This window comes from Streptomyces tropicalis (genome assembly GCF_029269835.1).
GTDB lineage: Bacteria > Actinomycetota > Actinomycetes > Streptomycetales > Streptomycetaceae > Streptomyces > Streptomyces tropicalis.
This window is the reverse complement of the sequence record NZ_JARJBB010000002.1, coordinates 362,070-382,274: the sequence shown is the minus strand read 5'-3', so window position 1 is coordinate 382,274 and position 20,205 is coordinate 362,070. Positions and strand designations below refer to the sequence as shown.

Here is a 20,205-nt window from a genome sequence, read left to right as displayed (position 1 = left end):
CCCTTCACGGCCGCCGGGCCGCGTGCCCCGTCACTCGGTGCGCAGCCCGTCCGGGCGCATCAGCCGCAGCAGCGGCGGCAGGCTGAGCAGCGTGACCACGAGGACGACCGCCCCGCCGATGCCGGTCATCGTCAGCACGCTCGCCCAGTCCACCCGCACCGTGGCGCCCGTCATGCGCAGCAGCACCGCGCCCAGCGCCAGTCCCACCACGGACGCCAGCAGCAGCCCGAGCGCGACCGGGACGGCGGTCTGCCACAGCACCGACAGGCCCAGCGTGCGCCGCCGGGTGCCGACGGCGACCAGCGACGACAGCAGCTTCCTGCGCTCGCGCAACTGCTCCAGCTGCGACACCAGCAGGCTCGCGCCGATCAGTGCCAGCACGCAGGCGGCGCCCACGAACAGGCCGGTGCGGATGGACGTGAACTTCCGGGAGTGCTCGGTGGCCGCCCACTGCATCGGGTTCGCCATGGGCGACAACCCCGCCGCGGTGTTGCGCACCCGCTCCGTCACGTCCGGCACCGACGGGTCCAGCGAGAGGTACACCGCGCCGTGGACCGTCGTCCGGGCCCCGGCCGGCAGGGCACGCGGCGTCATCAGCACGCCGCTGCGCAGCATCCCGGTCGGGTCCTTGACCGGGCGGGCCGGCTGCACGCCCCGCGGCACCGTCCAGACGGCCTCCCGCGCGTGCCGGCCGCCGGGCGACGGATCGACGTACAGCGTCCGGCCGGGCAGGACCGCCCGGGCCGTGCCGTCGTCGGAGGCGTCGCCGCCGGCCAGGGCGAAGACGTCGCCGTCCCGGCAGGACGGCAGCGCCGCCAGCTCCCGCAGGGAGGCGCAGCCGCCGACGGTCAGCTCGACGGCGATGTCCTGGTCCCCGCGCCAGGAGCGGGTGCCGAGGGAGCCCGAGGACAGGGCCGTCACCCTGCGCACGCCCGGGGTGCGGGCGAAGTGGGCGGCGGCGTCCGGGACCGGCACGGTGGGCGGCAGGTTCACCTGCATCTGCGCCCGGGTGAGGTCGTGGTGCGTGGGCCGGGAGTAGTCGCTCTCCACTCCGGCGAAGAGCATCTGCAGGGCGATGGCCCCGGCCACCGCGACCGCGATGCCGTTGACCATGCGGGCCGCCGTGCCGCTGCTCAGCTGGAGCCGCCGGACCGCCAGTTGCCAGGCCACCCCGCCCGGGGCCAGGCGGGCGACGACGGTCTCCACCACCCAGGGCAGCAGCGCGGTCACCCCGACGAGCAGCAGCATGACGCCGCCGGTCACCAGGTACTGGTTGAAGTTCCCCTCGTCGTGGCCCTGGCCGATCATCGGGTAGAGCATCGCGAGGCCGGCGGGCGGCAGCAGGAGCCGCCACCACAGCCGGCGGCGCGCGGGCCTGCCCGTGCGGACCACCCCGAGCGGCTCGATGACCACCCCGCGCAGCGCGAACAGGGTGACCAGCACCGCGGCCGCCGGGACCGCGACGGCCACCAGCAGGACGAGCGGCGGCGCGGGGGTGAGATAGCCGGGGAACACGCTGACGCCCAGGACCTCGGCGGAGCCCGCGGCCTGACGGCCCGCCAGGAAGAAACCGGCGCCGAGGACCAGGCCGAGCACGGCGCCCGCGAGTGCCTCGCCCGCCGCGATCCGCCGTGTCATGCGGCTGTCGGCGCCGACCAGGCGCAGTGCGGCCAGGCGCCGGTCCCGGCGCTCGCCGCCGAACCGCACGGCCGCGGCGATGAACACGGCGACCGGCATGAGCAGCACCACGAAGACGACCAGTACCAGCAGCACGAGCACCGGGTCCGTGTGCTCGGACGTCGGGTGCGGGTCGCCGAACGAACTGATCCGGGCGACCGTGGAGCCGTCGATCAGCGGCTCGAGGTGCCGTGCGCCGGCGTAGTAGGACAGCTCGTGCGAGCCGATCAGGCCGCTCTCGCCGATCGTCCCCACCACGCGGTAGGGCAGCCGCTCCCGGAGCAGCGTCCCCTCGTCCGAGGCGAGCAGCGCCTTCAGCGCCGGGGAGACGAGCATGCCGCCGGCGGCGGGATAGGCCCTCACCCCGGGCGGCAGCGGTGCCCGGGGCCCCTCGGGCTCCACCAGCCGGCCGCGCACGTCCTTGCCCCGGTACTGCGTGTCGACGTCCGCGATCATCAGGGTGTTCGCGGCCTTCGGGGGGACCGTCCGCCCGTAGGTGTAGTCCTGGCGCGCCTGCTCCCGGTCGTGCCGGGCCGCCAGCGCGCTCGGTATCGCGGCGGTCAGCAGCAGCAGGGCCACGCCGAGGCCGACGCCGACGGCGGTCAGCAGCACCCGGATCCAGCCCTCGCGCCCCCCGGTGACCGCGAACCGTGCCCCCATGCCGAGGTCGCGCACCCACCCCGGGGCGCGCGGCTCCGCCCGTGCAGGGAGGTGCCCCCGTCGGGCGCTCATACGAGCCGCTCCATGTCGCGGGAGCGGCCGTCCCGCACGACGACCTCGCGGTCCGAGTACGCCGCCACCCGGGCCTCGTGCGTGACGAGGACGACGGCGGCGCCCGCGGACCGGGCCGCCTCGGTGAGGAGCTCCATCACCCGCTCCCCGTTGAGGGAGTCGAGCGCGCCGGTCGGCTCGTCGGCGAACAGCACGCGCGGCCGGGTGGCCAGCGCCCGCGCGACGGCGATCCGCTGGCCCTGTCCGCCGGACACCTCGCCGGGCCGCTTGCGGCCCAGGTCGGCCACCTCCAGCCGCTCCATCCAGGAGAGCGCGGCCCGCTCGGCCTCCCTGCGGGAGGTGCCGTTCAGCCGCAGCGGCAGGGCGACGTTCTCCACACAGGTGAGTTCGGGCACGAGCCGGCCGAACTGGAAGACGAAGCCGAACTCCGAGCGGCGCAGCGCGCTGCGCCCGGCGTCGGTCATGGCCGACAGCTCCCGCCCGTCGTAGGTGACGGTGCCGGAGTCGGGGGTGACGATCCCGGCGAGGCAGTGCAGCAGGGTGGACTTGCCGGAACCGGAGGGGCCCATGACGGCGACGATCTCGCCGGGGTGGAGGGAGAACGCGGCGCCGTCGAGTGCGGTGGTGGGGCCGTAGACCTTGCGCAGGTCCGCGGCGGCGAGCAGGGAGCCGGGCGGCGGTGCGGTGGCGGTCATGCGGTCACCGCCTCGCGGAGCCGGTCCAGGCGGGCGGCGGTCAGCTCCAGCCAGCGCAGGTCGGCCTCGAGGTGGAACAGCGCGTGGTCGCAGATGAGCTGGTCCGCGAGGTCGCCGCGGCGCTTGCGGTCGGTGAGGATGCGCATGCTGCGCAGGTGCTCGGCGCGCTGGATGTCGAGGATGTCGGCGGCGTCCCGGTGGGTGAGCAGCGCCAGGACGACCTTGGTGTAGAGGGCCGACTGGAGGTACGGCTCGGGCTTCTCCGGGGTGGCCAGCCACTGCGCCACGTCGGTGATCCCGGCCTCGGTGATCGCGTACCGCTTGCGCTCGGGGCCGTCCCCGGCCTCGATGCCGTCGACCTCGACGAGCCCGTGCTTCAGCAGCCGGGACATCGTCGAGTAGACCTGGCCGTAGTGCAGCGGCCGGTCGTGACCGAACTTCTCGTCGAAGGCGCGCTTGAGGTCGTAGCCGTGGCGCGGCCCGGACTCCAGGAGCCCCAGAAGGGTGTGACCGATGGACATGACCTCACTCTACACACGGTGTATACGCTGTGTGTATACGTGGGTGCACAGCTCGCCGCGGGGAGCGCGGCGGCGCAGGTCGCGGACGGTTGTCACGGTTTCGCCACGGCGGCCGGGCCGGTGCCGGCGCTACTGGGGCCGGGGCGGGCTTCCCGGGGGGCGGCCGCGGCGGGGCAGCGGTCCCGCCTCGCCGGGCAGCCGGCCCGCCTCCGCGAGCGCGCGCCGCAGCAGGAACTCGATCTGCGCGTTCGCCGACCGCAGTTCGTCCGACGCCCAGCGAGCCAGGGCGTCGTGGACCGACGGGTCCAGCCGCAGCAGCACCTGCTTGCGCTGCTGCGGCCGGCGCTTGGGCGCGGCACCCTCGCCGGAGTCCGTCACTGGTAGAGCGTCCCGGTGTTCAGGACGGGCTGCGGGGCGCGGTCCCCGCACAGCACGACCATCAGGTTGGACACCATCGCCGCCTTCCGTTCCTCGTCCAGCTCCACGATCTCCCGCTCGGAGATGCGGGCGAGCGCCGCCTCGACCATGCCGACCGCTCCCTCGACGATCTCCCGCCGGGCGGCGACGACCGCGCCGGCCTGCTGGCGCTGGAGCATCGCCGAGGCGATCTCGGGAGCGTACGCGAGATGCGTGAAGCGCGACTCGATGATCCGCACCCCGGCCGCGTCCACGCGCGCGTGCAGTTCGGCGGCGAGCTTCTCGGTGATCTCCTCGGCGTTGCCGCGCAGCGACAGCCCGTCCTCGTCGTGGGCGTCGTAGGGGTACTCGATGGCGATGTGCCGCACGGCGGCCTCGGTCTGGGTGGAGACGAACTCCAGGAAGTCGTCCACCTCGAAGGTGGCCTGCGCGGTGTCCTGCACCTTCCACACCACGACCGCGGCCAGCTCGATGGGGTTGCCGTAGGCGTCGTTGACCTTGAGCACGGCGGTCTCGTGGTTGCGGACGCGGGTGGAGATCCGGTGCCGGGAGGTGAAGGGGTTCACCCAGCGCAGGCCGTCCTCGCGGATCGTGCCGCGGTACCGCCCGAAGAGCTGCACCACGCGGGCCTCGCCCGGCGCCACCATGTTCAGTCCGCACATGGCGAGGAAGGCGGCGATGCCGATCAGGACGCCCAGGACGATCAGCGCGGCCTCGGGTCCGCCCGCGGTGACCGTCGTCGCCCCCGCCACCAGGGCGGCGGCGAGCAGCAGCCCGGCCAGGCCCAGCAGCAGGGCGAGTCCGCCGCCGATGCTGCGGGCCGGTACTTCCCGGACGCGCGGTGCGGGCATCTCGGGCAGGTCCGCGGCGGCCGCGGAGTGATGCGTGGACATGGAGGTCCCCCGTTTCGTCCGTGCGGTGCGATCGTCGGTCCGATGGCACCGTTCTATCTAAGTGATAGCACTTTTTGGGGTCACGGCAACCCTTCGGGCCCCTGGGGCGTCGGTTCCGTTGGCACGGGTGCTGATTGTCACGTCCGTAAAAGAGCGGATCCCGGGCCCTTTGTCCGAGTGGGCGGTGTTAGCTTTCTGAGCTGACCTGACCCACGTACCCCAGAGACACCCGAGACGGAGCGGAGCGGACGGACCCATGGGACGAGCGGAAGAAAGACGAGCGCGGCAGCGCAGCGCCCGCCGCGCGGCGCCCGGACGCCGCACGTCGAGCGCGGCCGTCGGCACCGGGAGCAGCGGCATACGCAGGCTCTTCACCTGGAAGAAGATCCTCGGCACGTTCCTCGGGCTGTGCCTGCTCGGCATCGGCGGCTTCGTCGTGCTGTACCTGGTCGTCGACGTGCCCCAGGGCAACGCGGCGGCGCGGCAGGAGAGCAACGTCTACAAGTACAGCAACGGCTCCGTCATGGCCCGCGTCGGCGAGGTCAACCGCGAGAGCGTCGACCTGTCCAAGGTGCCCAAGCCGGTCCAGCGCACTTTCGTCGCGGCCGAGAACAAGACCTTCTACCACGACTCCGGCATCGACCTGAAGGGCACCCTCCGCGGTGTGGTCAACACCCTCACCGGCAAGGGCACGCAGGGCGGCTCCACGATCACCCAGCAGTACGTCAAGAACTACTACCTGAACCAGGACCAGACGGTCACCCGCAAGCTCAAGGAGATGGTCATCTCCCTGAAGGTGGACCGCCAGATGTCCAAGGACGCCATCCTCGCGGGCTACATCAACACCAGCTACTACGGCCGCAACGCCTACGGCATCCAGGCCGCCGCGCAGGCCTACTACCGCAAGGACGCCGACCGGCTCACGGTCGGGGAGGGCGCCTACCTCGCCGCGCTGCTCCAGGCGCCGAGCCAGTACGACTGGGCCGCGGCCGGTCCGGTCGGCAAGAAGCTGGTCCAGGCCCGCTGGAACTACGTCCTGGACAACATGGTCAAGCAGGGCTGGCTGGGCGCCTCCGAACGCCAGGGCATGAAGTTCCCCGTCCCGAAGGACCCCAAGGGCACGCCCGGCGAGGAGGGCCAGAAGGGCTACCTCGTCCGGCTCGCCAACCAGCAGCTGGAGAAGCGGCTGATGGACGAGCAGGGCATGACCGCCACCCAGGCGGAGAGCGCGGTCGTCGACCGGGGCTGGACCATCACGCTCAACATCGACCCCCGGAAGCAGAAGGTGCTGGAGCGGTCGGTCAAGGCGCAGCTCACCAGCAGGCTCGACCCGAAGCAGCGGTCGGTCGACGCCGACGTCCAGGCGGGCGCCGCCTCCGTGGACCCGAAGACCGGGAAGGTCGTCGCCCTCTACGGCGGGCAGGACTACTTCAAGCACTACGTGAACAACGCCACCCGCCGCGACTACCAGCCCGCGTCGACCTTCAAGCCGCTGATCTTCGCCTCCGCCCTGGAGGGGAGCGCGCAGACCCAGGACGGCCGTCCGATCAACGCCAACACCGTCTACGACGGCACGAGCGGCCGCCAGGTCCTGGACCACGGCGCCCCGGTCGGCTTCCACCCGCCCAACGAGGACCAGCACGACTACGGCCACATCACCGTCCAGCAGGCGATGAACCAGTCCGTGAACTCCGTCTTCGCGCAGATGGGCGTGGACGTGGGCATGGACCGGGTGATGAGCACCGCCGGCAGGCTCGGCATGGACACCAAGGGCATGCAGGCCGTTCCCGCGCAGACCCTGGGGTCCATGGGCGCGAGCCCGCTGGAGATGGCCGGCATCTACGCGACGCTCGACAACCACGGCAGGAAGGTCACGCCCGGCGTGGTCGCCAAGGCCGTGCTGAAGAACCGCGTGGTCACCATGCCCGACCCGATCGGCGGCCAGGTGATCAGCCGCAACACCGCCGACACGGTCACCTCGGTGCTGACCGGCGTGGTCGATGACGGCACCGCCAGGGACTCGGTGGCCCGAAACCCCGCGCGCAACGGCCAGGAGGTCGCGGGCAAGACGGGAACCTCCGACGAGGACCGCTCCGCATGGTTCACCGGCTACACGCCCGACCTGGTCACCTCGGTCGGCCTGTTCGGCGAGGGCGCCAAGCCGCCGCACGCACAGGTGTCGCTGCGCGGGACCGCCGGCGGCGGCCGCGTCAACGGCGGCACCTTCCCGGCGGAGGTCTGGGCGGCCTACACCTTCGGTGTCACGGACCAGGCCGCGTTCGACCTCCAGACCACGCAGGGCGCCGCCGTCCAGCCGACCCCGACGCCGACCCCGACCCCGTCCGCGACGCCGTCCACGTCGCCGTCCCCGTCGCCCAGCGACAGCGGGCCGACGACCTCGCCGTCGCCGAGCGGGACGCCCTCCGGGACACCGAGCGGCACCCCGTCCGAGACACTGTCGCCGACCCCGACCCGGTCACTGCCGACCCGGCGGCCCACCGGCGGCGTCTCCGACAACCCGCTGAACCCGCAGGACCAGGGCCAGCCCTGACCGGACCGCACCCCGGTGCGCCCCGCCCCCGATCAGGGGGTGGGGCGCACCGCCGTCTCCGGGGGCGGGTCAGCCCCGGTCCGTCCTCGCCGCGATCCGGTCGCCCAGGTCCTTGTCGATGGAGCGCCAGTACTGCAGCGCCCGCTCCAGGACGGGCCGGGACACGTCCTGGGCGAGGTGCCCGCTGACGTTGGACACCAGCCGGTCCCGCGCCGCGTCGTCCAGCACCTGGCGCACCAGCGTGCCCGCCTGGCCGAAGTCGTCGTCCTCGCGGTGCGGCCGGTACGCCTCCCGCACCAGCTCCCCGGCGGTGTGCCAGCTCGCCGGCTCGCCGAAGCGGGCGAAGTCCGCCGCCGGGCCGCCGTAGGAGTTCGGCGCGTACGGCATCGCCGTGCGCGCCGGCTCGTAGCGCATCGGCCCGTCCTTGGCGTAGGAGTTCACCGGCGCGTGCGGGCGGTTCGGCGGGAGCTGGGCGTAGTTCGGGCCGATCCGGTACCGGTGGGTGTCCGGGTAGGAGAACAGCCGGCCCAGCAGCATCTTGTCCGGGGACGGGCCGATCCCGGGCACCATGTTCGACGGCTCGAAGGCGGCCTGCTCGATGTGGACGAAGTAGTCCTCGGGGTTGCGGTCGAGGACCATCCGGCCGACGTCGATGAGCGGGTAGTCGCCGTGCGGCCACACCTTCGTCAGGTCGAACGGGTTGAACCGGTAGTCCGCCGCGTCCTCGAACGGCATGATCTGGACCTTCAGGCTCCAGCTCGGCGCGTTCCCCGACTCGATCGCCCGGAACAGGTCGCGTCGGTGCAGGTCGGCGTCGGAACCGGCCAGCTCGTCGGCGTCCGCCTGGGTCAGGAACTCGATGCCCTGGTCCGTCTTGAAGTGGTACTTCACCCAGAACCGCTCGCCGCCGCCGTTGATCCACATGTACGTGTGCGAGGAGTACCCGTTCATGTGGCGGTAGGTCCGCGGGATGCCCCGGTCGCCCATCAGCCAGGCGACCTGGTGCGCCGACTCCGGGGACAGCGTCCAGAAGTCCCACTGCATGTCGTTGCTGCGCAGGCCCGTGACCGGGTGGCGCTTCTGCGAGCGGATGAAGTCCTGGAACTTGATCGTGTCACGGACGAAGAAGACCGGGGTGTTGTTCCCCACCATGTCGTAATTGCCGTGCCCGGTGTAGAACTTCAGCGCGAACCCGCGAGGGTCGCGCCAGGTGTCGGGCGACCCCTGCTCGCCCGCCACGGTCGAGAAGCGCGCCAGCATCGGGGTGCGCCGGCCGGGCTGGAAGAGGTCCGCCCGGGTGAACTGGCTGACGTCGTTGGTCACCTCGAAGAACCCGTACGCGCCGCTGCCCTTGGCGTGCACGACCCGCTCCGGGACCCGCTCCCGGTTGAACTGGGCCATCTTCTCGATGAGGTAGTGGTCCTGCAGCAGAATCGGCCCGTCGGCGCCCACGGTCAGCGAGTGCTCGTCGCTCTCCACCGGGATGCCGACGTTGTCCGTGGTGTACGGGGCCTTCTGGGATTCCTGCGTCACGAGCGTCCTCCCGCGGGGAGTGAGTCGTCGGGTCGCTGCACCCCACCCCGGAGGCCGGCCGGACCGGCTCCGCACCGGCAACGGCGGAACCGGTCCGCGACGCGGCCCGGCCCGGGGCGGTCCCGGCCGGGTACCCGTCAGCCGCGGTTCAACTCGAACCACACCACTTTTCCGGTGCTCAGCCTGGTCGCGCCCCACCGGCGGGCCAGCCGGTTCACCAGGTACAGCCCGCGGCCGCCCTCGTCCGTGGCCCGCGCCTGCCGCAGCCGCGGCAGCTGGGGCACGTCGTCGCCCACCTCGCAGCGCAATACGTCGGTCCGCAGCAGACGCAGCGTGACCGGCCGCGACGCATAGCGCACGGCATTGGTGACGACCTCGCTGACCAGCAGTTCCACCGCGTCGGTGAGGTCCTCCAGACCCCACCGGGCCAGTGCCCTCCGGGCCAGCCGGCGCGCCCGCCCCGGGGCGGCGTCCTCCGGCTCCAGGGACCAGTACGCCACGTCACTGGGCGCGATGCCGTCGAAGCGGGCGGCGAGCAGCGCGATGTCGTCGTCCCGGTCGCCCGGGCCGAGCATGTCGAGCACCTCGTCGCACAGCGCCTCCAGCGGCGGCGGGTGGTCCGGGCCGGTGAGCTGCGCGGTCGCGGCGAGCTTCTCGCGCAGCTGCTCTATGCCGGTCCACACGTCCCGCAGCCGCGACTCCACCAGCCCGTCGGTGTACAGCAGCAGCGTCGCGCCCGCCGGCGCGTCCAACTCCACCGCCTCGAAGTCGACGCCGCCCACACCGATCGGCGCGCCCGGCGGCACCCGCAGGACCTCCGCCCGGCCGCCCAGGTGCAGCAGGACGGGCGGCGGATGGCCGGCGTTGGCGATCGTGATCCGGTGCGAGACCGGGTCGTAGACCGCGTACAGGCAGGTCGCCATGCGGTCCGTGCCCAGGCGCTGCGCCTGCTCGTCGAGGTGGTGCAGCACCTCCTGCGGGGGCAGGTCGAGCCCGGCGAGGGTCTGCGCGGTGGTGCGCAGCTGGCCCATGATCGCCGCCGAGGTCATGGAGTGGCCCATCACGTCGCCGACGACCAGCGCGACCCGGCTGCCGGGCAGCGGGATCGCGTCGTACCAGTCGCCGCCCACGCGTGCGGTCTCCGCGGCGGGCAGGTAGCGGGAGGCCAGCCGGACGCCCGTCGGGCGCGGCAGCGTCTCCGGCAGCATGGTGCGCTGCAGCTCGTCGGCGATGTACGCCTCGCGCCCGTACAGCACCGCCTTGTCGATGCCGAGCGCGCTGTGCGTGGCGAGCTGTGCGGCCACCAGCAGGTCGTCCGCCTCGAAGGCGGGCCGCTCGGGGCGGCGCAGGAAGAGCGCCGCGCCGATGACGCGCCGCCGCCCGCGCAGCGGCGCCAGCACGGCACGCCGCCCGTCGGGCAGCGGCAGCGCGGCGTCCTCGCCGAGCAGCTCGTTCAGCGCGGCACGGGCGGAGGGCGCGTCGGTGAACACCGGGCGCACCCCGCGGAGCACCTCGCCGAGCGCACTGCCGGGCCGCACCTCGCACAGCTCGTTGGTCACCACCGACAGCTCCGACGGCTGCTCCGGCACCGGGGCGGGCATGAAGCCGTTCTCCGTGTCGCGCTCGGCCGGGATCCGGTCGGAGCGGCGCAGCCGCAGCACCAGCGGGCCGACCGGCCGCTCGTCGCCCACCGGGAGCGGCTCGCGCAGATAGACCAGGATCGCGTCGGAGAACGTCGGCACGGTCGCCCGGCACAGCCCCATGACGATCTCGTCCAGGTCCATGCCGCGGGCGATGCGCCGGGTGGCCGCGCCCACGAACCGCAGCCGGTCGCCGTCGCGCCGCATCGGCAGCGGCCCGCCGGCCGGCAGCCGCTGCCCGGTGCGCCGCTCGACCGGCCGCTCCTGGGTGCCCCTGCCCTGCTCCGGCACCGCCGCGGCGGTCTCCGGCGCGGGCCGCGGCCGGTGCGTGTCCGGTTCGGCCGCGGAGGGCTGGGCGTGCTCGGGCCCGCCGCCCGCGGGCAGGGACGCCCCAGCGCCCGCGGGAGCCGCCCCGGAGGGCGCGGTGTCCTGGCCGGGGCCCGGCGGCGGGCCCGGGCGGGGCCCCGACGGCGGTTCGCCGGTCCGGGCCTGTACCGGTAAGGCGGCGGCACCCGGGGAGCGCGGCGGCGTCGAGGCACGCAGGAGCGCCCCGCGGCCGTCCGCGGGGTCGGCGCCCGACTGGGCGCGGTCGAAGGAGGTCGGCTGCTCCGTCACGCGTGTCGCATCCATCCGTCCGGGGCTGCGCGCCGCGCGCGCAGATGGTCCCGCCGAAGACCCGATACCCGCAATACGTGCCCCGGGAACGGATTTCCGGCGTGGTCAGAGGCCGTGCCTGTGCCACCGGCGGACCCTCTGCGGCCCGCACGGGTGTTGCCGTGGTACCCCTCGCTCACGTCCTGCCGCCCCTCGGTGACGTTCGGTCAGACTCGGCACACGCTCCCGGAGTTGCTTCCGTGCGCCCTTGCGGAGGACGATCCTACGTTTCGTGCCCGGGGGCGCATCAAGGGTCTCATGAGGACACGTGCGCGGTCGTACGGTCCCAGTCCTCCGGCAGCGACGGTACCGGCCAGGCCGGATCCGGGCGCCAGTCCTGCCACCCCTCCGAGAACGGCGGCCCCCAGGCGGTGATCACCTCCACCGCCGCTCGGCCGGCCGCGCGCACCCGCTCGGCCTGCGCGGGGGCCATCAGCCCGTCGCGCTGCGCCTGGGCGAACTCGTCCTCGTCGCGCCAGTGCCAACTGCGGTCCGGGTGCACGGAGATGTCCAGAAAGTGGTCCTCGGAGTCGACCCCGCCCGCCCAGCGGGCCAGCGGCTCCTCCAGGTTCACGTACCAGTCCCGGAACTGCCAGCCCGGGTCCCAGAAGAGCCATGTCGACCACGGCTCGCCCGGCCGCGCCAGCTTCAGCACCCCGGTGCCCCACCAGCGGTCGCGCAGCACCGTCCGCGGCTTGGTGTACCGCGAGGCGAGCGGCTCCCGGTGGACGGGCGTGCCGTCGGCGAGGACCGGCTTGACGCACTCGGTGCCCGGCGCCATCCACACCGCCAGCAGCTCCGCGTCGTCCCGGACGACCGTCACGGGGCGGGCGATGTGGAAACCCGTGCCGCCGTTCTCCCGGTAGCGCCACAGGATCCGGCTCCCCGGGGCCCAGCGGGCGCCCGCCCCAACCCCCGCCTCGCGTCTCACCGCTCCGTCGTCTGCCATGAACAGATATTAGGTGCAGGGCACAGCCGGCGCTGCGGTGCACGGCACAGTCGCCGGCGGCGGGCGGGACCCGACCGCCGCCCCGGGCACGGCACGGGGTGCGCGCCCGCGGCGCCGGGCCGGAGCGGGGGTGCGCCGGCCGTGGTGGACCGGATCGGGAGCCGGCCGGCCACGGCGCCCGGCGGGGGCGGGGGCGCGTCGGCCCGGCGCCGGGGCCCGGTCACGGATGCGTCATCCGCAGGACGTCCAGTGCCTCGTCCAGTTGCTCCAGTGTCAGCTCGCCCCGCTCGACGTACCCGCCGTCCAGCACCGCCTGACGGATCGTCGTCCGCTCGGCCAGCGCCCGCTTGGCGACCTTCGCGGCCTCCTCGTAGCCGAGGTAGCGGTTCAGCGGCGTGACCACCGAGGGCGAGGACTCGGCGTACTCCCGGGCCCGGTCCCGGTGCGCGGTGATCCCGTCGACGGTCCGGTCGGCGAGCAGCCGGGCGGCGCGGGCGAGCAGCCGGACCGACTCCAGCACGTTCCGGGCGATGACCGGGAGCATCACGTTGAGCTCGAAGTTGCCCGCGGCGCCGGCGAAGGCCACGGCGGCGTCGTTGCCGATCACCTGGGCGCAGACCATGAGCACCGCCTCGGGCACCACCGGGTTGACCTTGCCGGGCATGATCGAGGAACCGGGCTGCAGGTCGGGCAGGGAGATCTCGGCGAGCCCGGTGCGCGGCCCGGACGCCATCCACCGCAGATCGTTGGCGATCTTCGTGAGGCCCACCGCGACGGTCCGCAGCTGCCCGCTGGTCTCGACGATGCCGTCCCGCGCGCCCTGCGCCTCGAAGTGGTCGCGGGCCTCGGTGAGCGGCAGCCCGGTGGCGGCGGCGACCTCCTCGATCACCGCGGCGGAGAAGCCGGGCGGGGTGTTGATGCCGGTGCCGACCGCGGTGCCGCCCAGCGGCAGCTCGGCCAGCCGGGGCAGGCTGGCGTGCAGCCGCTCGACGCCGTAGCGGACCTGGGCGGCGTACCCGCCGAACTCCTGGCCCAGCGTCACGGGCGTGGCGTCCATCAGATGCGTGCGTCCGGACTTCACCACGTCGGCGAACTCCGCCGCCTTGCGGGACAGGGCCGCGGCGAGGTGCTCCAGCGCCGGCACGAGGTCGCGGGTGACGGCGGCGGTGGCGGCGACGTGCAGCGACGAGGGGAAGACGTCGTTGGACGACTGGGAGGCGTTGACGTGGTCGTTGGGGTGCACGTCCCGGCCGAGGCGCTCGCTCGCGAGGGTGGCGATCACCTCGTTGGCGTTCATGTGGGACGACGTGCCCGAGCCGGTCTGGAAGACGTCGACGGGGAAGTGCGCGTCCCAGCGGCCCTCGGCGACCTCCCGCGCCGCCTCCTCGATGGCCCGGGCGACGTCCTCGTCCAGCACGCCCAGCCGGGCGTTCACCTTCGCCGCGGCGCCCTTGATGCGGGCGAGGGCCTCGATGTGCGCGCGCTCCAGGCGCTGCCCGGAGAGGGGGAAGTTCTCCACGGCGCGCTGGGTCTGGGCCCGCCACTTGGCGTCGGCGGGGACCCGGACCTCGCCCATGGAATCGTGCTCGATGCGGTGGTGCCCGCCCTCGGGGGCGCCCTCAGTGGTCGTCATCGTCGTACCTCCGCAAGGTCGAAGCGCGGTCCGCCGGTGCGGTATTCCCTCCCACCGGCCGCTCCAGCATCGCCCGCCGCGCACCGCGGACCGCCTTGCGGCGGCGCGGCGGACGGGTGGCGCGGACATGCGGCGGGCGGCCCCCCCCGCACCCCGGTGGGAGCCGCCCGTACGACGCCGTGCGGGCCGGCCGCAGCGGCCGGCCCGTGCTGCCCTACGCCAGGCCGGGCCCGCGCACCGGGATGGTGGTGAACGTCGGCTCGGGGGCCGGGTTCTGGAAGAAGTCGTTGCCCTTGTCGTCGACGACGACGAACGCCGGGAAGTCCTCGACCTCGATCTTCCAGACGGCCTCCATGCCGAGCTCCTCGTACTCCAGGACCTCGACCTTCTTGATGCAGTCCTGGGCCAGGCGCGCGGCGGGGCCGCCGATGGAGCCCAGGTAGAAGCCGCCGTGCGCGGCGCACGCGTCCGTGACCTGCTTGCTGCGGTTGCCCTTGGCGAGCATGACCTTCGAGCCGCCCGCGGCCTGGAACTGCTCCACGTAGGAGTCCATCCGGCCGGCCGTCGTCGGGCCGAAGGAGCCCGACGCGTAGCCCTCGGGGGTCTTGGCGGGGCCGGCGTAGTAGACCGGGTGGTCCTTGAGGTACTGCGGCATCTCCTCGCCCGCGTCCAGGCGTTCCTTGATCTTGGCGTGCGCGATGTCGCGGGCCACGACCAGCGGGCCGGTCAGCGACAGCCGGGTCTTCACCGGGTACCGGGTCAGTTCGGCGAGGATCGTGTCCATCGGCTGGTTGAGGTCGATGCGGACCACGTCCGAGGAGTCGTCCAGGTGCTCGTCCGTCGTCTCCGGCAGGAAGCGGGCCGGGTCGGTCTCCAGCTGCTCCAGGAAGACGCCCTCGGCGGTGATCTTCGCGACGGCCTGGCGGTCCGCGGAGCAGGACACCGCGATGGCGACCGGGCAGGACGCGCCGTGCCGCGGCAGGCGGACCACGCGCACGTCGTGGCAGAAGTACTTGCCGCCGAACTGCGCGCCGATGCCGATCTTCTGCGTCAGCTCGAAGACCTTCTCCTCCAGCTCCTTGTCGCGGAAGCCGTGGCCGAGCGCCGAGCCCTCGGCGGGGATCTCGTCCAGGTAGTGCGCGGAGGCGTACTTCGCGGTCTTCAGCGCATACTCGGCGGAGGTGCCGCCGACCACGATGGCCAGGTGGTAGGGCGGGCAGGCGGCCGTGCCGAGCGAACGGATCTTCTCCTCCAGGAACTTCATCATGGAGGACTCGTTCAGGACGGCCTTCGTCTCCTGGTACAGGAAGGACTTGTTGGCGCTGCCGCCGCCCTTCGCCATGAACAGGAACTTGTAGGCGCCGCCGTCCGCCGCGTACAGCTCGATCTGCGCCGGGAGGTTGGAGCCGGTGTTCTTCTCCTCCCACATCGTCAGCGGGGCCATCTGCGAGTAGCGCAGGTTCAGCCGCGTGTAGGCGTCGTAGATGCCGCGGGACAGGGCGGCCTCGTCGCCGCCCTCGGTCAGCACGTTCTGGCCGCGCTTGCCCATGACGATCGCCGTGCCGGTGTCCTGGCACATGGGCAGGACGCCGGCCGCCGCGATGTTCGCGTTCTTCAGCAGGTCGAGCGCGACGAACTTGTCGTTCGCCGACGCCTCGGGGTCGTCGACGATGCGGCGGAGCTGCGCCAGGTGGGCCGGGCGCAGGTAGTGCTGGATGTCGTGGATCGCCTCCTCGGCGAGCCTGCGCAGCGCCTCCGGCTCCACCTGCAGGAACGTCCGCCCGTCCGGCCCCTCGACGGTGGACACGCCCTCCGAGGTCACCAGCCGGTACGGGGTGGTGTCCTCGCCCTGGGGAAGCAGATCGGTGTACGCGAACTCAGGCATCTCAGCCCATTCCTCACTCGGCAGACGGCGCCCGCCTCCCTTGGCGGGCGCTCACCAGCGTAGAACCTGCCGCCGGCGGGGGAGCTGTGAGGTCGGGCTCAGTTCCGGCCGGCGTGCGGACCGCACCGATTCCCACGGACGGCGGACGCGGGGTAGTCGCGATCTATCGCGTTTCGGTACGCTGCTGCCGTGGACCTTCAGAAGCAGACCGCACCGCGGGTCGCCGCCGCCGAACTGCGCGCCTCGGACGCCGACCGCGACCGCATCGCCGACATCCTGCGCGAGGCGCTGGCCGAGGGTCGGCTGACCGCGGACGAGCACGCCGAGCGCGTCGAGGGGGTGCTGAACGCCAGGACGGCCGGCGAGCTCGAGGTCTTCGTCCGGGACCTGCCCGCCGCCCGGCACGTGTCCGCCGCGCCGTACACCTCCGCGCCGTCCCGCCCGACCCCCGGCGCCGTGCCCGACGAGGCCGACGCCGGCATCGTCGCCGTCCTCAGTGCCGCCGTGCGCCGCGGCCGCTGGCGCGCGGGGCGGCGGCTGCACGCGTACTCGGTCTTCGGCAGCGTGGAGATCGACCTCAGCGAGGCGATCTTCGAGTACCAGCAGGTCGTGATCAGGGCGGTGTCGGTCTTCGGCGACATCCAGATCCGCGTCCCGGAGAACGTGTCGCTGCGCGGCACCGGCGGCGGCGTCCTCGGCAACTTCGAGGTGGCCACGCTGGATTCGGCCGAGGCGGACGCCCCCGTGGTGTACGTCGACGGCTGGGCGGTCCTGGGCAACGTGGAGGCCCGGCCCCGGCGGGGCAGGATCGTCGCGGACATCCTGGACCGGGTGCAGCGCAAGGCCGACAAGGGCGTGCGCAAGCACCTGTGACGCCGGTGGCCGCGCATCCGGCGGCCGGCACGGGTGTCCGGCTGCCCGGCGGAGGGCGTCCGGCGTCCGGCGGTGGCCGAGGCGGGGCGTGTGCGAGGGTCCGCGAGCCTGGCGGGTGGGAACTCAGTGCATAGGCGCGCGCACAGCGGGTAGGGCTTGCTGCATCGTCTCTCGCTCGCGAAGCCGTCGTCAGGAGAAGACCGTGCTGCAACCGCCGCATTCGTCCCTGCAGGTAGCCGCCGTTCCGGCCCAGCGGGGGCCGGCGCGGGACCGGGATCAGGAGGCGCCCTGGCACACCGAGGCGGTGTGCCGGCGCGACGAGGCGGGCCTGTTCTTCGCCCCCTCCAAGGAACCCACCGCCGCGCGGCTGTCGCGCGAGGAGGCGGCCAAGCGGGTGTGCGCGCGCTGCCCGGTGATGGTCGAGTGCCGTGAGCACGCCCTGCTCCAGCCCGAGCCCTACGGCGTGTGGGGCGGCCTCACCGCCGCCGAGCGCCGTGTCGTCCTGGCTCGGCGCCGACGCCGCGACCTGGAGCTGAAGAACACGGCCCGGCCGGCCGGCCGCATAGCCGCGGCCGGCTGACCTCGCGTCGGGGACGGGGCGCCCTCCGCACACCCGGGGGCGTCCCGCCGGACGACTGCTCACGGCCGGGCCGCACGACGAACGGCTCGGCCGTGCCCGCTACTTGGCGCGGTCGAAGTCGATCGCGCTGTAGGCGCGCAGCTTGCTCAGCCGGTGCTCGGAGTCGATCCGGCGGACCGTGCCCGACTTGGAGCGCATCACGATCGAGTCGGTCGTCGCGGTCTCCGCGCGGTAGCGCACCCCGCGCATCAGCTCGCCGTCGGTGATGCCGGTGGCGACGAAGAAGACGTTCTCTCCGGCGACCAGGTCGTCCGTGGTCAGCACGCGGTCGAGGTCGTGCCCGGCGTCGATCGCCCGCTGCCGCTCCTCGTCGTCCTTCGGCCACAGCTTGCCCTGGATCGTGCCGCCGAGGCACTTCACGGCACAGGCCGAGATGATGCCCTCGGGCGTACCGCCGACGCCGAGCAGCAGGTCGATGCCGGTGCCGTCGCGCAGCGCCAGGATCGAGCCCGCGACGTCGCCGTCGGAGATCAGCTTGATGCGGGCGCCGGTGTCCCGCACCTCCTTGATGAGCCCCTCGTGCCGCGGCCGGTCCAGGATGACCACCGTGACGTCCTCGGGCGTGGAGTTCTTGGCCCGGGCGACCCGCTTGATGTTCACGGACACCGGGGCGTTGATGTCGACGAAGTCGGCCGCCTCCGGGCCGGTGACCAGCTTGTCCATGTAGAACACCGCGGACGGGTCGAACATCGCGCCGCGCTCGGTGGCCGCGAGGACGGCGATCGCGTTCGGCATGCCCTTCGCGGTGAGGGTGGTGCCGTCGATCGGGTCGACGGCGATGTCGACCTCGGCCCCGGTCCCGTCGCCGACGCGCTCGCCGTTGAAGAGCATCGGCGCCTCGTCCTTCTCGCCCTCGCCGATGACGACCACGCCGTTCATCGACACGGTGGAGACGAGGGTGCGCATGGCGCGCACCGCGGCACCGTCGGCACCGTTCTTGTCGCCGCGGCCGACCCAGCGGCCGGCGGCCATGGCCGCGGCTTCGGTCACCCGGACGAGCTCCAGGGCGAGGTTGCGGTCGGGAGCCTCGGAGGGGACATCGAGCTCGGACGGCAAGTGATGGTGCTCGGTCATCGGAGCGCACCTTTCTGATACGACGACGGCCGGAAGAGGGGCTTGGCCATGACTCTATCGCCGGGCAGACAAAATGAGCAGGGGACCCCACGGATGAGCGCTCCGGACACCTGCGACGATAGAGGGCGTGGCAGGTTCGAACGGCAAGCAGAAGACGGTCCGGGACATGATCCTCTCCCTGGGCCTCATCGGGATCGCGGCGGCGGTCATGTACTTCTTCATCCCGCACAACGACCACGCGCCCGACCTCAAGCGGGTCGACTACGGCGTCGAACTGCTCACGGCCCGGCGTGCGGCGTCCTACCCGGTGGCCGCGCCCAGCGGCCTGCCCGGCACCTGGAAGGCGACCTCCGTCCGCTTCCAGGGCGACCAGCACGACGCCTGGCACCTCGGCTTCCAGGACCCCGACGGCCAGTACGTGGCGATCGAGCAGTCCGCCCAGAAGCGTTCGGAGTTCCTCGACGCGGCAAGCCAGGGCGGCCACGCCACGAAGGCCACCGAGCGGATCGCCGGCCGCACCTGGACGCGGTACGACGGCGGCCGCTACCGCACCCTCGTCCTGGAGGGCACCAGGGGCTCCACGACCGCGGTGACGGGCACGGCGTCCTACGCGCGCCTGGCGGTGATGGCCGAGGCCCTGCGGACGTCCTGACCGCTCCCGCGCGCGCGTCGCGCGTCCGGCGGGCCCCCGCAGCCCGCACGCCACGAGGCCCCCGCGTCCAGGACGCGGGGGCCTCGTGGCGTGGCGAAGGCGCTGCCGTCTGCCAAGGCCGTGCCGTCCGCGCGGGCCCTGCCCTCTGCGCGGGCCCGGCGGTCCTCGGCGGCCGGGCTCAGACGGTGGTGACGACCTCGGTGTAGTCCAGGCGCGGGGAGCGGGGGTGGAAGGCGTCGCCGGCCGGCGCGCCGATGTTCACGATCATCACCGGGGTGTGGTCGTCGTCCAGGAACTCCTTGCGGACGCCCTCCGCGTCGAACCCGGTCATCGGGCCCGCGGCCAGACCCGCGGCACGGATGCCCACCAGGAAGTACGCGGCCTGCAGGGCGGTGTTCAGCGCGGCGGCGTCCTCGCGGGCCGGGCGCTGGGCGAAGAAGACGTCCTTGGCCTGCGGGAAGTGCGGGAAGAGCCGGGGCAGCTCCTCGTGGAACTCGTTGTCCGCGGAGAGCACGGCGACCAGGGGGGCCGCGGCGGTCTTGGCGCGGTTGCCCTCGGCCAGGTGCTGGACCAGGCGCTCCCGGGCCTCGGGGGAGCGGACCAGGGTGATGCGCAGCGGGCTCTGGTTGAAGGCGGTGGGGCCGAACTTGACCAGGTCGTAGATCGCCTGCACCTGCTCGTCGGTCACCGGCTCGTCGGTGAAGGCGTTCGCGGTGTGGGCCTCGCGGAAGAGCAGGTCCTGGGCGGCGGGGTCAAGAACGAGAGACATGCGTCGACTTTCTCGGGCAGGTGTCGGATCCGGGCGGAGCGCGTCCGCGCGGACCGGGCTGACGGGACGACCGTACGCCAGAGAAGTTCAATCTTCAATTAATGAGGGGCGGGGGTGGCTCGGTTCACACCCGTCCGTGTGTCATCCGGCGGACCCGGACCCGGACGCGGACCCGGACCCGTCGTCCGGCTCCTCGGCGAGCGCGGCGTCCAGGCGGGCCCGAGCCCCCTCCAGCCAGCGCCGGCACACCCTGGCCAGCTCCTCGCCCCGCTCCCACAGCGCGAGGGACTCCTCGAGGCTGGTCCCGCCCGCCTCGAGCCGCCGGACGACCTCGATCAGCTCGTCCCGCGCCTGCTCGTAGCCGAGCGCCTCGCCCGCCGGGGCCGTCCCGCTCACGTCGCTGGTCATGCGCACCAC

At 73.3% G+C, this 20,205-nt stretch carries 17 protein-coding genes; 4 read left to right on the top strand and 13 right to left on the bottom strand.

Annotation, left to right across the window (positions count from 1 at the left end):
• Positions 1-30 precede the first annotated feature (30 nt).
• From P3H78_RS05655 to P3H78_RS05635, 5 genes are all read right to left on the bottom strand, one after another.
• Positions 31-2,409: an FtsX-like permease family protein gene (locus P3H78_RS05655; protein ID WP_438827908.1), complete on the bottom strand. Its 2,379-nt coding sequence runs from the start codon at positions 2,407-2,409 to the stop codon at positions 31-33.
• Positions 2,406-3,104 (bottom strand): ABC transporter ATP-binding protein, encoded by a 699-nt coding sequence (locus tag P3H78_RS05650; protein WP_276107655.1) that lies wholly within the window; start codon positions 3,102-3,104, stop codon positions 2,406-2,408. Before P3H78_RS05650 ends, P3H78_RS05655 begins: the two co-directional genes overlap by 4 nt.
• On the bottom strand, positions 3,101-3,625 hold the full coding sequence (locus P3H78_RS05645; protein WP_276107654.1) for a PadR family transcriptional regulator: 525 nt from the start codon (positions 3,623-3,625) through the stop codon (positions 3,101-3,103). Before P3H78_RS05645 ends, P3H78_RS05650 begins: the two co-directional genes overlap by 4 nt.
• 129 nt (positions 3,626-3,754) lie before the next feature.
• Positions 3,755-4,003, bottom strand: a complete 249-nt coding sequence (locus tag P3H78_RS05640; RefSeq protein WP_276107653.1) for a type II toxin-antitoxin system antitoxin — start codon at positions 4,001-4,003, stop codon at positions 3,755-3,757.
• On the bottom strand, positions 4,000-4,935 hold the full coding sequence (locus P3H78_RS05635) for an SPFH domain-containing protein (RefSeq protein WP_276107652.1): 936 nt from the start codon (positions 4,933-4,935) through the stop codon (positions 4,000-4,002). Before P3H78_RS05635 ends, P3H78_RS05640 begins: the two co-directional genes overlap by 4 nt.
• Positions 4,936-5,191: 256 nt before the next feature.
• Between P3H78_RS05635 and P3H78_RS05630 the strand changes: the two genes are divergently transcribed.
• On the top strand, positions 5,192-7,486 hold the full coding sequence (locus tag P3H78_RS05630) for a transglycosylase domain-containing protein (RefSeq protein WP_276107651.1): 2,295 nt from the start codon (positions 5,192-5,194) through the stop codon (positions 7,484-7,486).
• Between the two features lie 69 nt (positions 7,487-7,555).
• On the opposite strand, the gene P3H78_RS05625 is transcribed toward P3H78_RS05630, so the two are convergent.
• The 5 genes from P3H78_RS05625 to P3H78_RS05605 form a co-directional block, all read right to left on the bottom strand.
• Positions 7,556-9,019, bottom strand: a complete 1,464-nt coding sequence (locus P3H78_RS05625; protein WP_276107650.1) for a catalase — start codon at positions 9,017-9,019, stop codon at positions 7,556-7,558.
• Positions 9,020-9,156: 137 nt separating this feature from the next.
• Positions 9,157-11,289, bottom strand: a complete 2,133-nt coding sequence (locus tag P3H78_RS05620; protein WP_276107649.1) for a SpoIIE family protein phosphatase — start codon at positions 11,287-11,289, stop codon at positions 9,157-9,159.
• Between the two features lie 280 nt (positions 11,290-11,569).
• Positions 11,570-12,262: a cytidylyl-2-hydroxypropylphosphonate hydrolase gene (gene fomD, locus P3H78_RS05615; RefSeq protein WP_276107648.1), complete on the bottom strand. Its 693-nt coding sequence runs from the start codon at positions 12,260-12,262 to the stop codon at positions 11,570-11,572.
• A gap of 220 nt (positions 12,263-12,482) precedes the next feature.
• The gene (locus P3H78_RS05610; RefSeq protein WP_276107647.1) at positions 12,483-13,895 is read right to left on the bottom strand and encodes a class II fumarate hydratase; all 1,413 of its coding nucleotides are present in this window, start codon (positions 13,893-13,895) and stop codon (positions 12,483-12,485) included.
• Between the two features lie 214 nt (positions 13,896-14,109).
• Positions 14,110-15,780 carry a fumarate hydratase gene (locus P3H78_RS05605; RefSeq protein WP_276107646.1) on the bottom strand — a complete coding sequence of 557 codons (1,671 nt, stop codon included), beginning with the start codon at positions 15,778-15,780 and terminating at the stop codon, positions 14,110-14,112.
• A 189-nt stretch (positions 15,781-15,969) separates the two neighbouring features.
• Between P3H78_RS05605 and P3H78_RS05600 the strand changes: the two genes are divergently transcribed.
• Both P3H78_RS05600 and P3H78_RS05595 read left to right on the top strand, forming a co-directional pair.
• Entirely contained in the window at positions 15,970-16,653 is a 684-nt protein-coding gene (locus P3H78_RS05600) for a DUF1707 SHOCT-like domain-containing protein (protein ID WP_276107645.1), read from the top strand.
• 202 nt (positions 16,654-16,855) lie between these two features.
• Positions 16,856-17,233 carry a WhiB family transcriptional regulator gene (locus P3H78_RS05595; protein WP_276107644.1) on the top strand — a complete coding sequence of 126 codons (378 nt, stop codon included), beginning with the start codon at positions 16,856-16,858 and terminating at the stop codon, positions 17,231-17,233.
• 99 nt (positions 17,234-17,332) lie between these two features.
• Here P3H78_RS05595 and glpX read toward each other — a convergent pair whose 3' ends face one another.
• Positions 17,333-18,367, bottom strand: a complete 1,035-nt coding sequence (gene glpX, locus P3H78_RS05590; RefSeq protein ID WP_276107643.1) for a class II fructose-bisphosphatase — start codon at positions 18,365-18,367, stop codon at positions 17,333-17,335.
• A gap of 127 nt (positions 18,368-18,494) precedes the next feature.
• Between glpX and P3H78_RS05585 the strand changes: the two genes are divergently transcribed.
• Complete coding sequence (locus P3H78_RS05585) at positions 18,495-19,019, top strand: DUF4245 domain-containing protein (RefSeq protein ID WP_276107642.1); 525 nt, start codon at positions 18,495-18,497, stop codon at positions 19,017-19,019.
• A gap of 178 nt (positions 19,020-19,197) precedes the next feature.
• Here the strand turns inward: P3H78_RS05585 and P3H78_RS05580 are convergent, their stop codons facing one another.
• Together P3H78_RS05580 and P3H78_RS05575 are read right to left on the bottom strand one after the other, a co-directional pair.
• Positions 19,198-19,788, bottom strand: a complete 591-nt coding sequence (locus tag P3H78_RS05580) for a malonic semialdehyde reductase (protein WP_276107641.1) — start codon at positions 19,786-19,788, stop codon at positions 19,198-19,200.
• Positions 19,789-19,929: 141 nt separating this feature from the next.
• A complete protein-coding gene (locus tag P3H78_RS05575) occupies positions 19,930-20,196 on the bottom strand; it encodes an exodeoxyribonuclease VII small subunit (protein WP_276107640.1) in 267 nt (88 codons plus the stop codon).
• Positions 20,197-20,205: the final 9 nt, after the last annotated feature.

Excerpts from the sequence above, each read along its gene's own strand:
- P3H78_RS05655 (WP_438827908.1), bottom strand. The coding sequence starts at position 2,409 with ATGAGCGCCCGACGGGGGCACCTCCCTGCACGGGCGGAGCCGCGCGCC.
- P3H78_RS05650 (WP_276107655.1), bottom strand. The coding sequence starts at position 3,104 with ATGACCGCCACCGCACCGCCGCCCGGCTCCCTGCTCGCCGCCGCGGAC.
- P3H78_RS05645 (WP_276107654.1), bottom strand. The coding sequence starts at position 3,625 with ATGTCCATCGGTCACACCCTTCTGGGGCTCCTGGAGTCCGGGCCGCGC.
- P3H78_RS05635 (WP_276107652.1), bottom strand. The coding sequence starts at position 4,935 with ATGTCCACGCATCACTCCGCGGCCGCCGCGGACCTGCCCGAGATGCCC.
- P3H78_RS05630 (WP_276107651.1), top strand. The coding sequence starts at position 5,192 with ATGGGACGAGCGGAAGAAAGACGAGCGCGGCAGCGCAGCGCCCGCCGC.
- P3H78_RS05620 (WP_276107649.1), bottom strand. The coding sequence starts at position 11,289 with ATGGATGCGACACGCGTGACGGAGCAGCCGACCTCCTTCGACCGCGCC.
- fomD (WP_276107648.1), bottom strand. The coding sequence starts at position 12,262 with ATGGCAGACGACGGAGCGGTGAGACGCGAGGCGGGGGTTGGGGCGGGC.
- P3H78_RS05610 (WP_276107647.1), bottom strand. The coding sequence starts at position 13,895 with ATGACGACCACTGAGGGCGCCCCCGAGGGCGGGCACCACCGCATCGAG.
- P3H78_RS05605 (WP_276107646.1), bottom strand. The coding sequence starts at position 15,780 with ATGCCTGAGTTCGCGTACACCGATCTGCTTCCCCAGGGCGAGGACACC.
- glpX (WP_276107643.1), bottom strand. The coding sequence starts at position 18,367 with ATGACCGAGCACCATCACTTGCCGTCCGAGCTCGATGTCCCCTCCGAG.
- P3H78_RS05580 (WP_276107641.1), bottom strand. The coding sequence starts at position 19,788 with ATGTCTCTCGTTCTTGACCCCGCCGCCCAGGACCTGCTCTTCCGCGAG.
- P3H78_RS05575 (WP_276107640.1), bottom strand. The coding sequence starts at position 20,196 with ATGACCAGCGACGTGAGCGGGACGGCCCCGGCGGGCGAGGCGCTCGGC.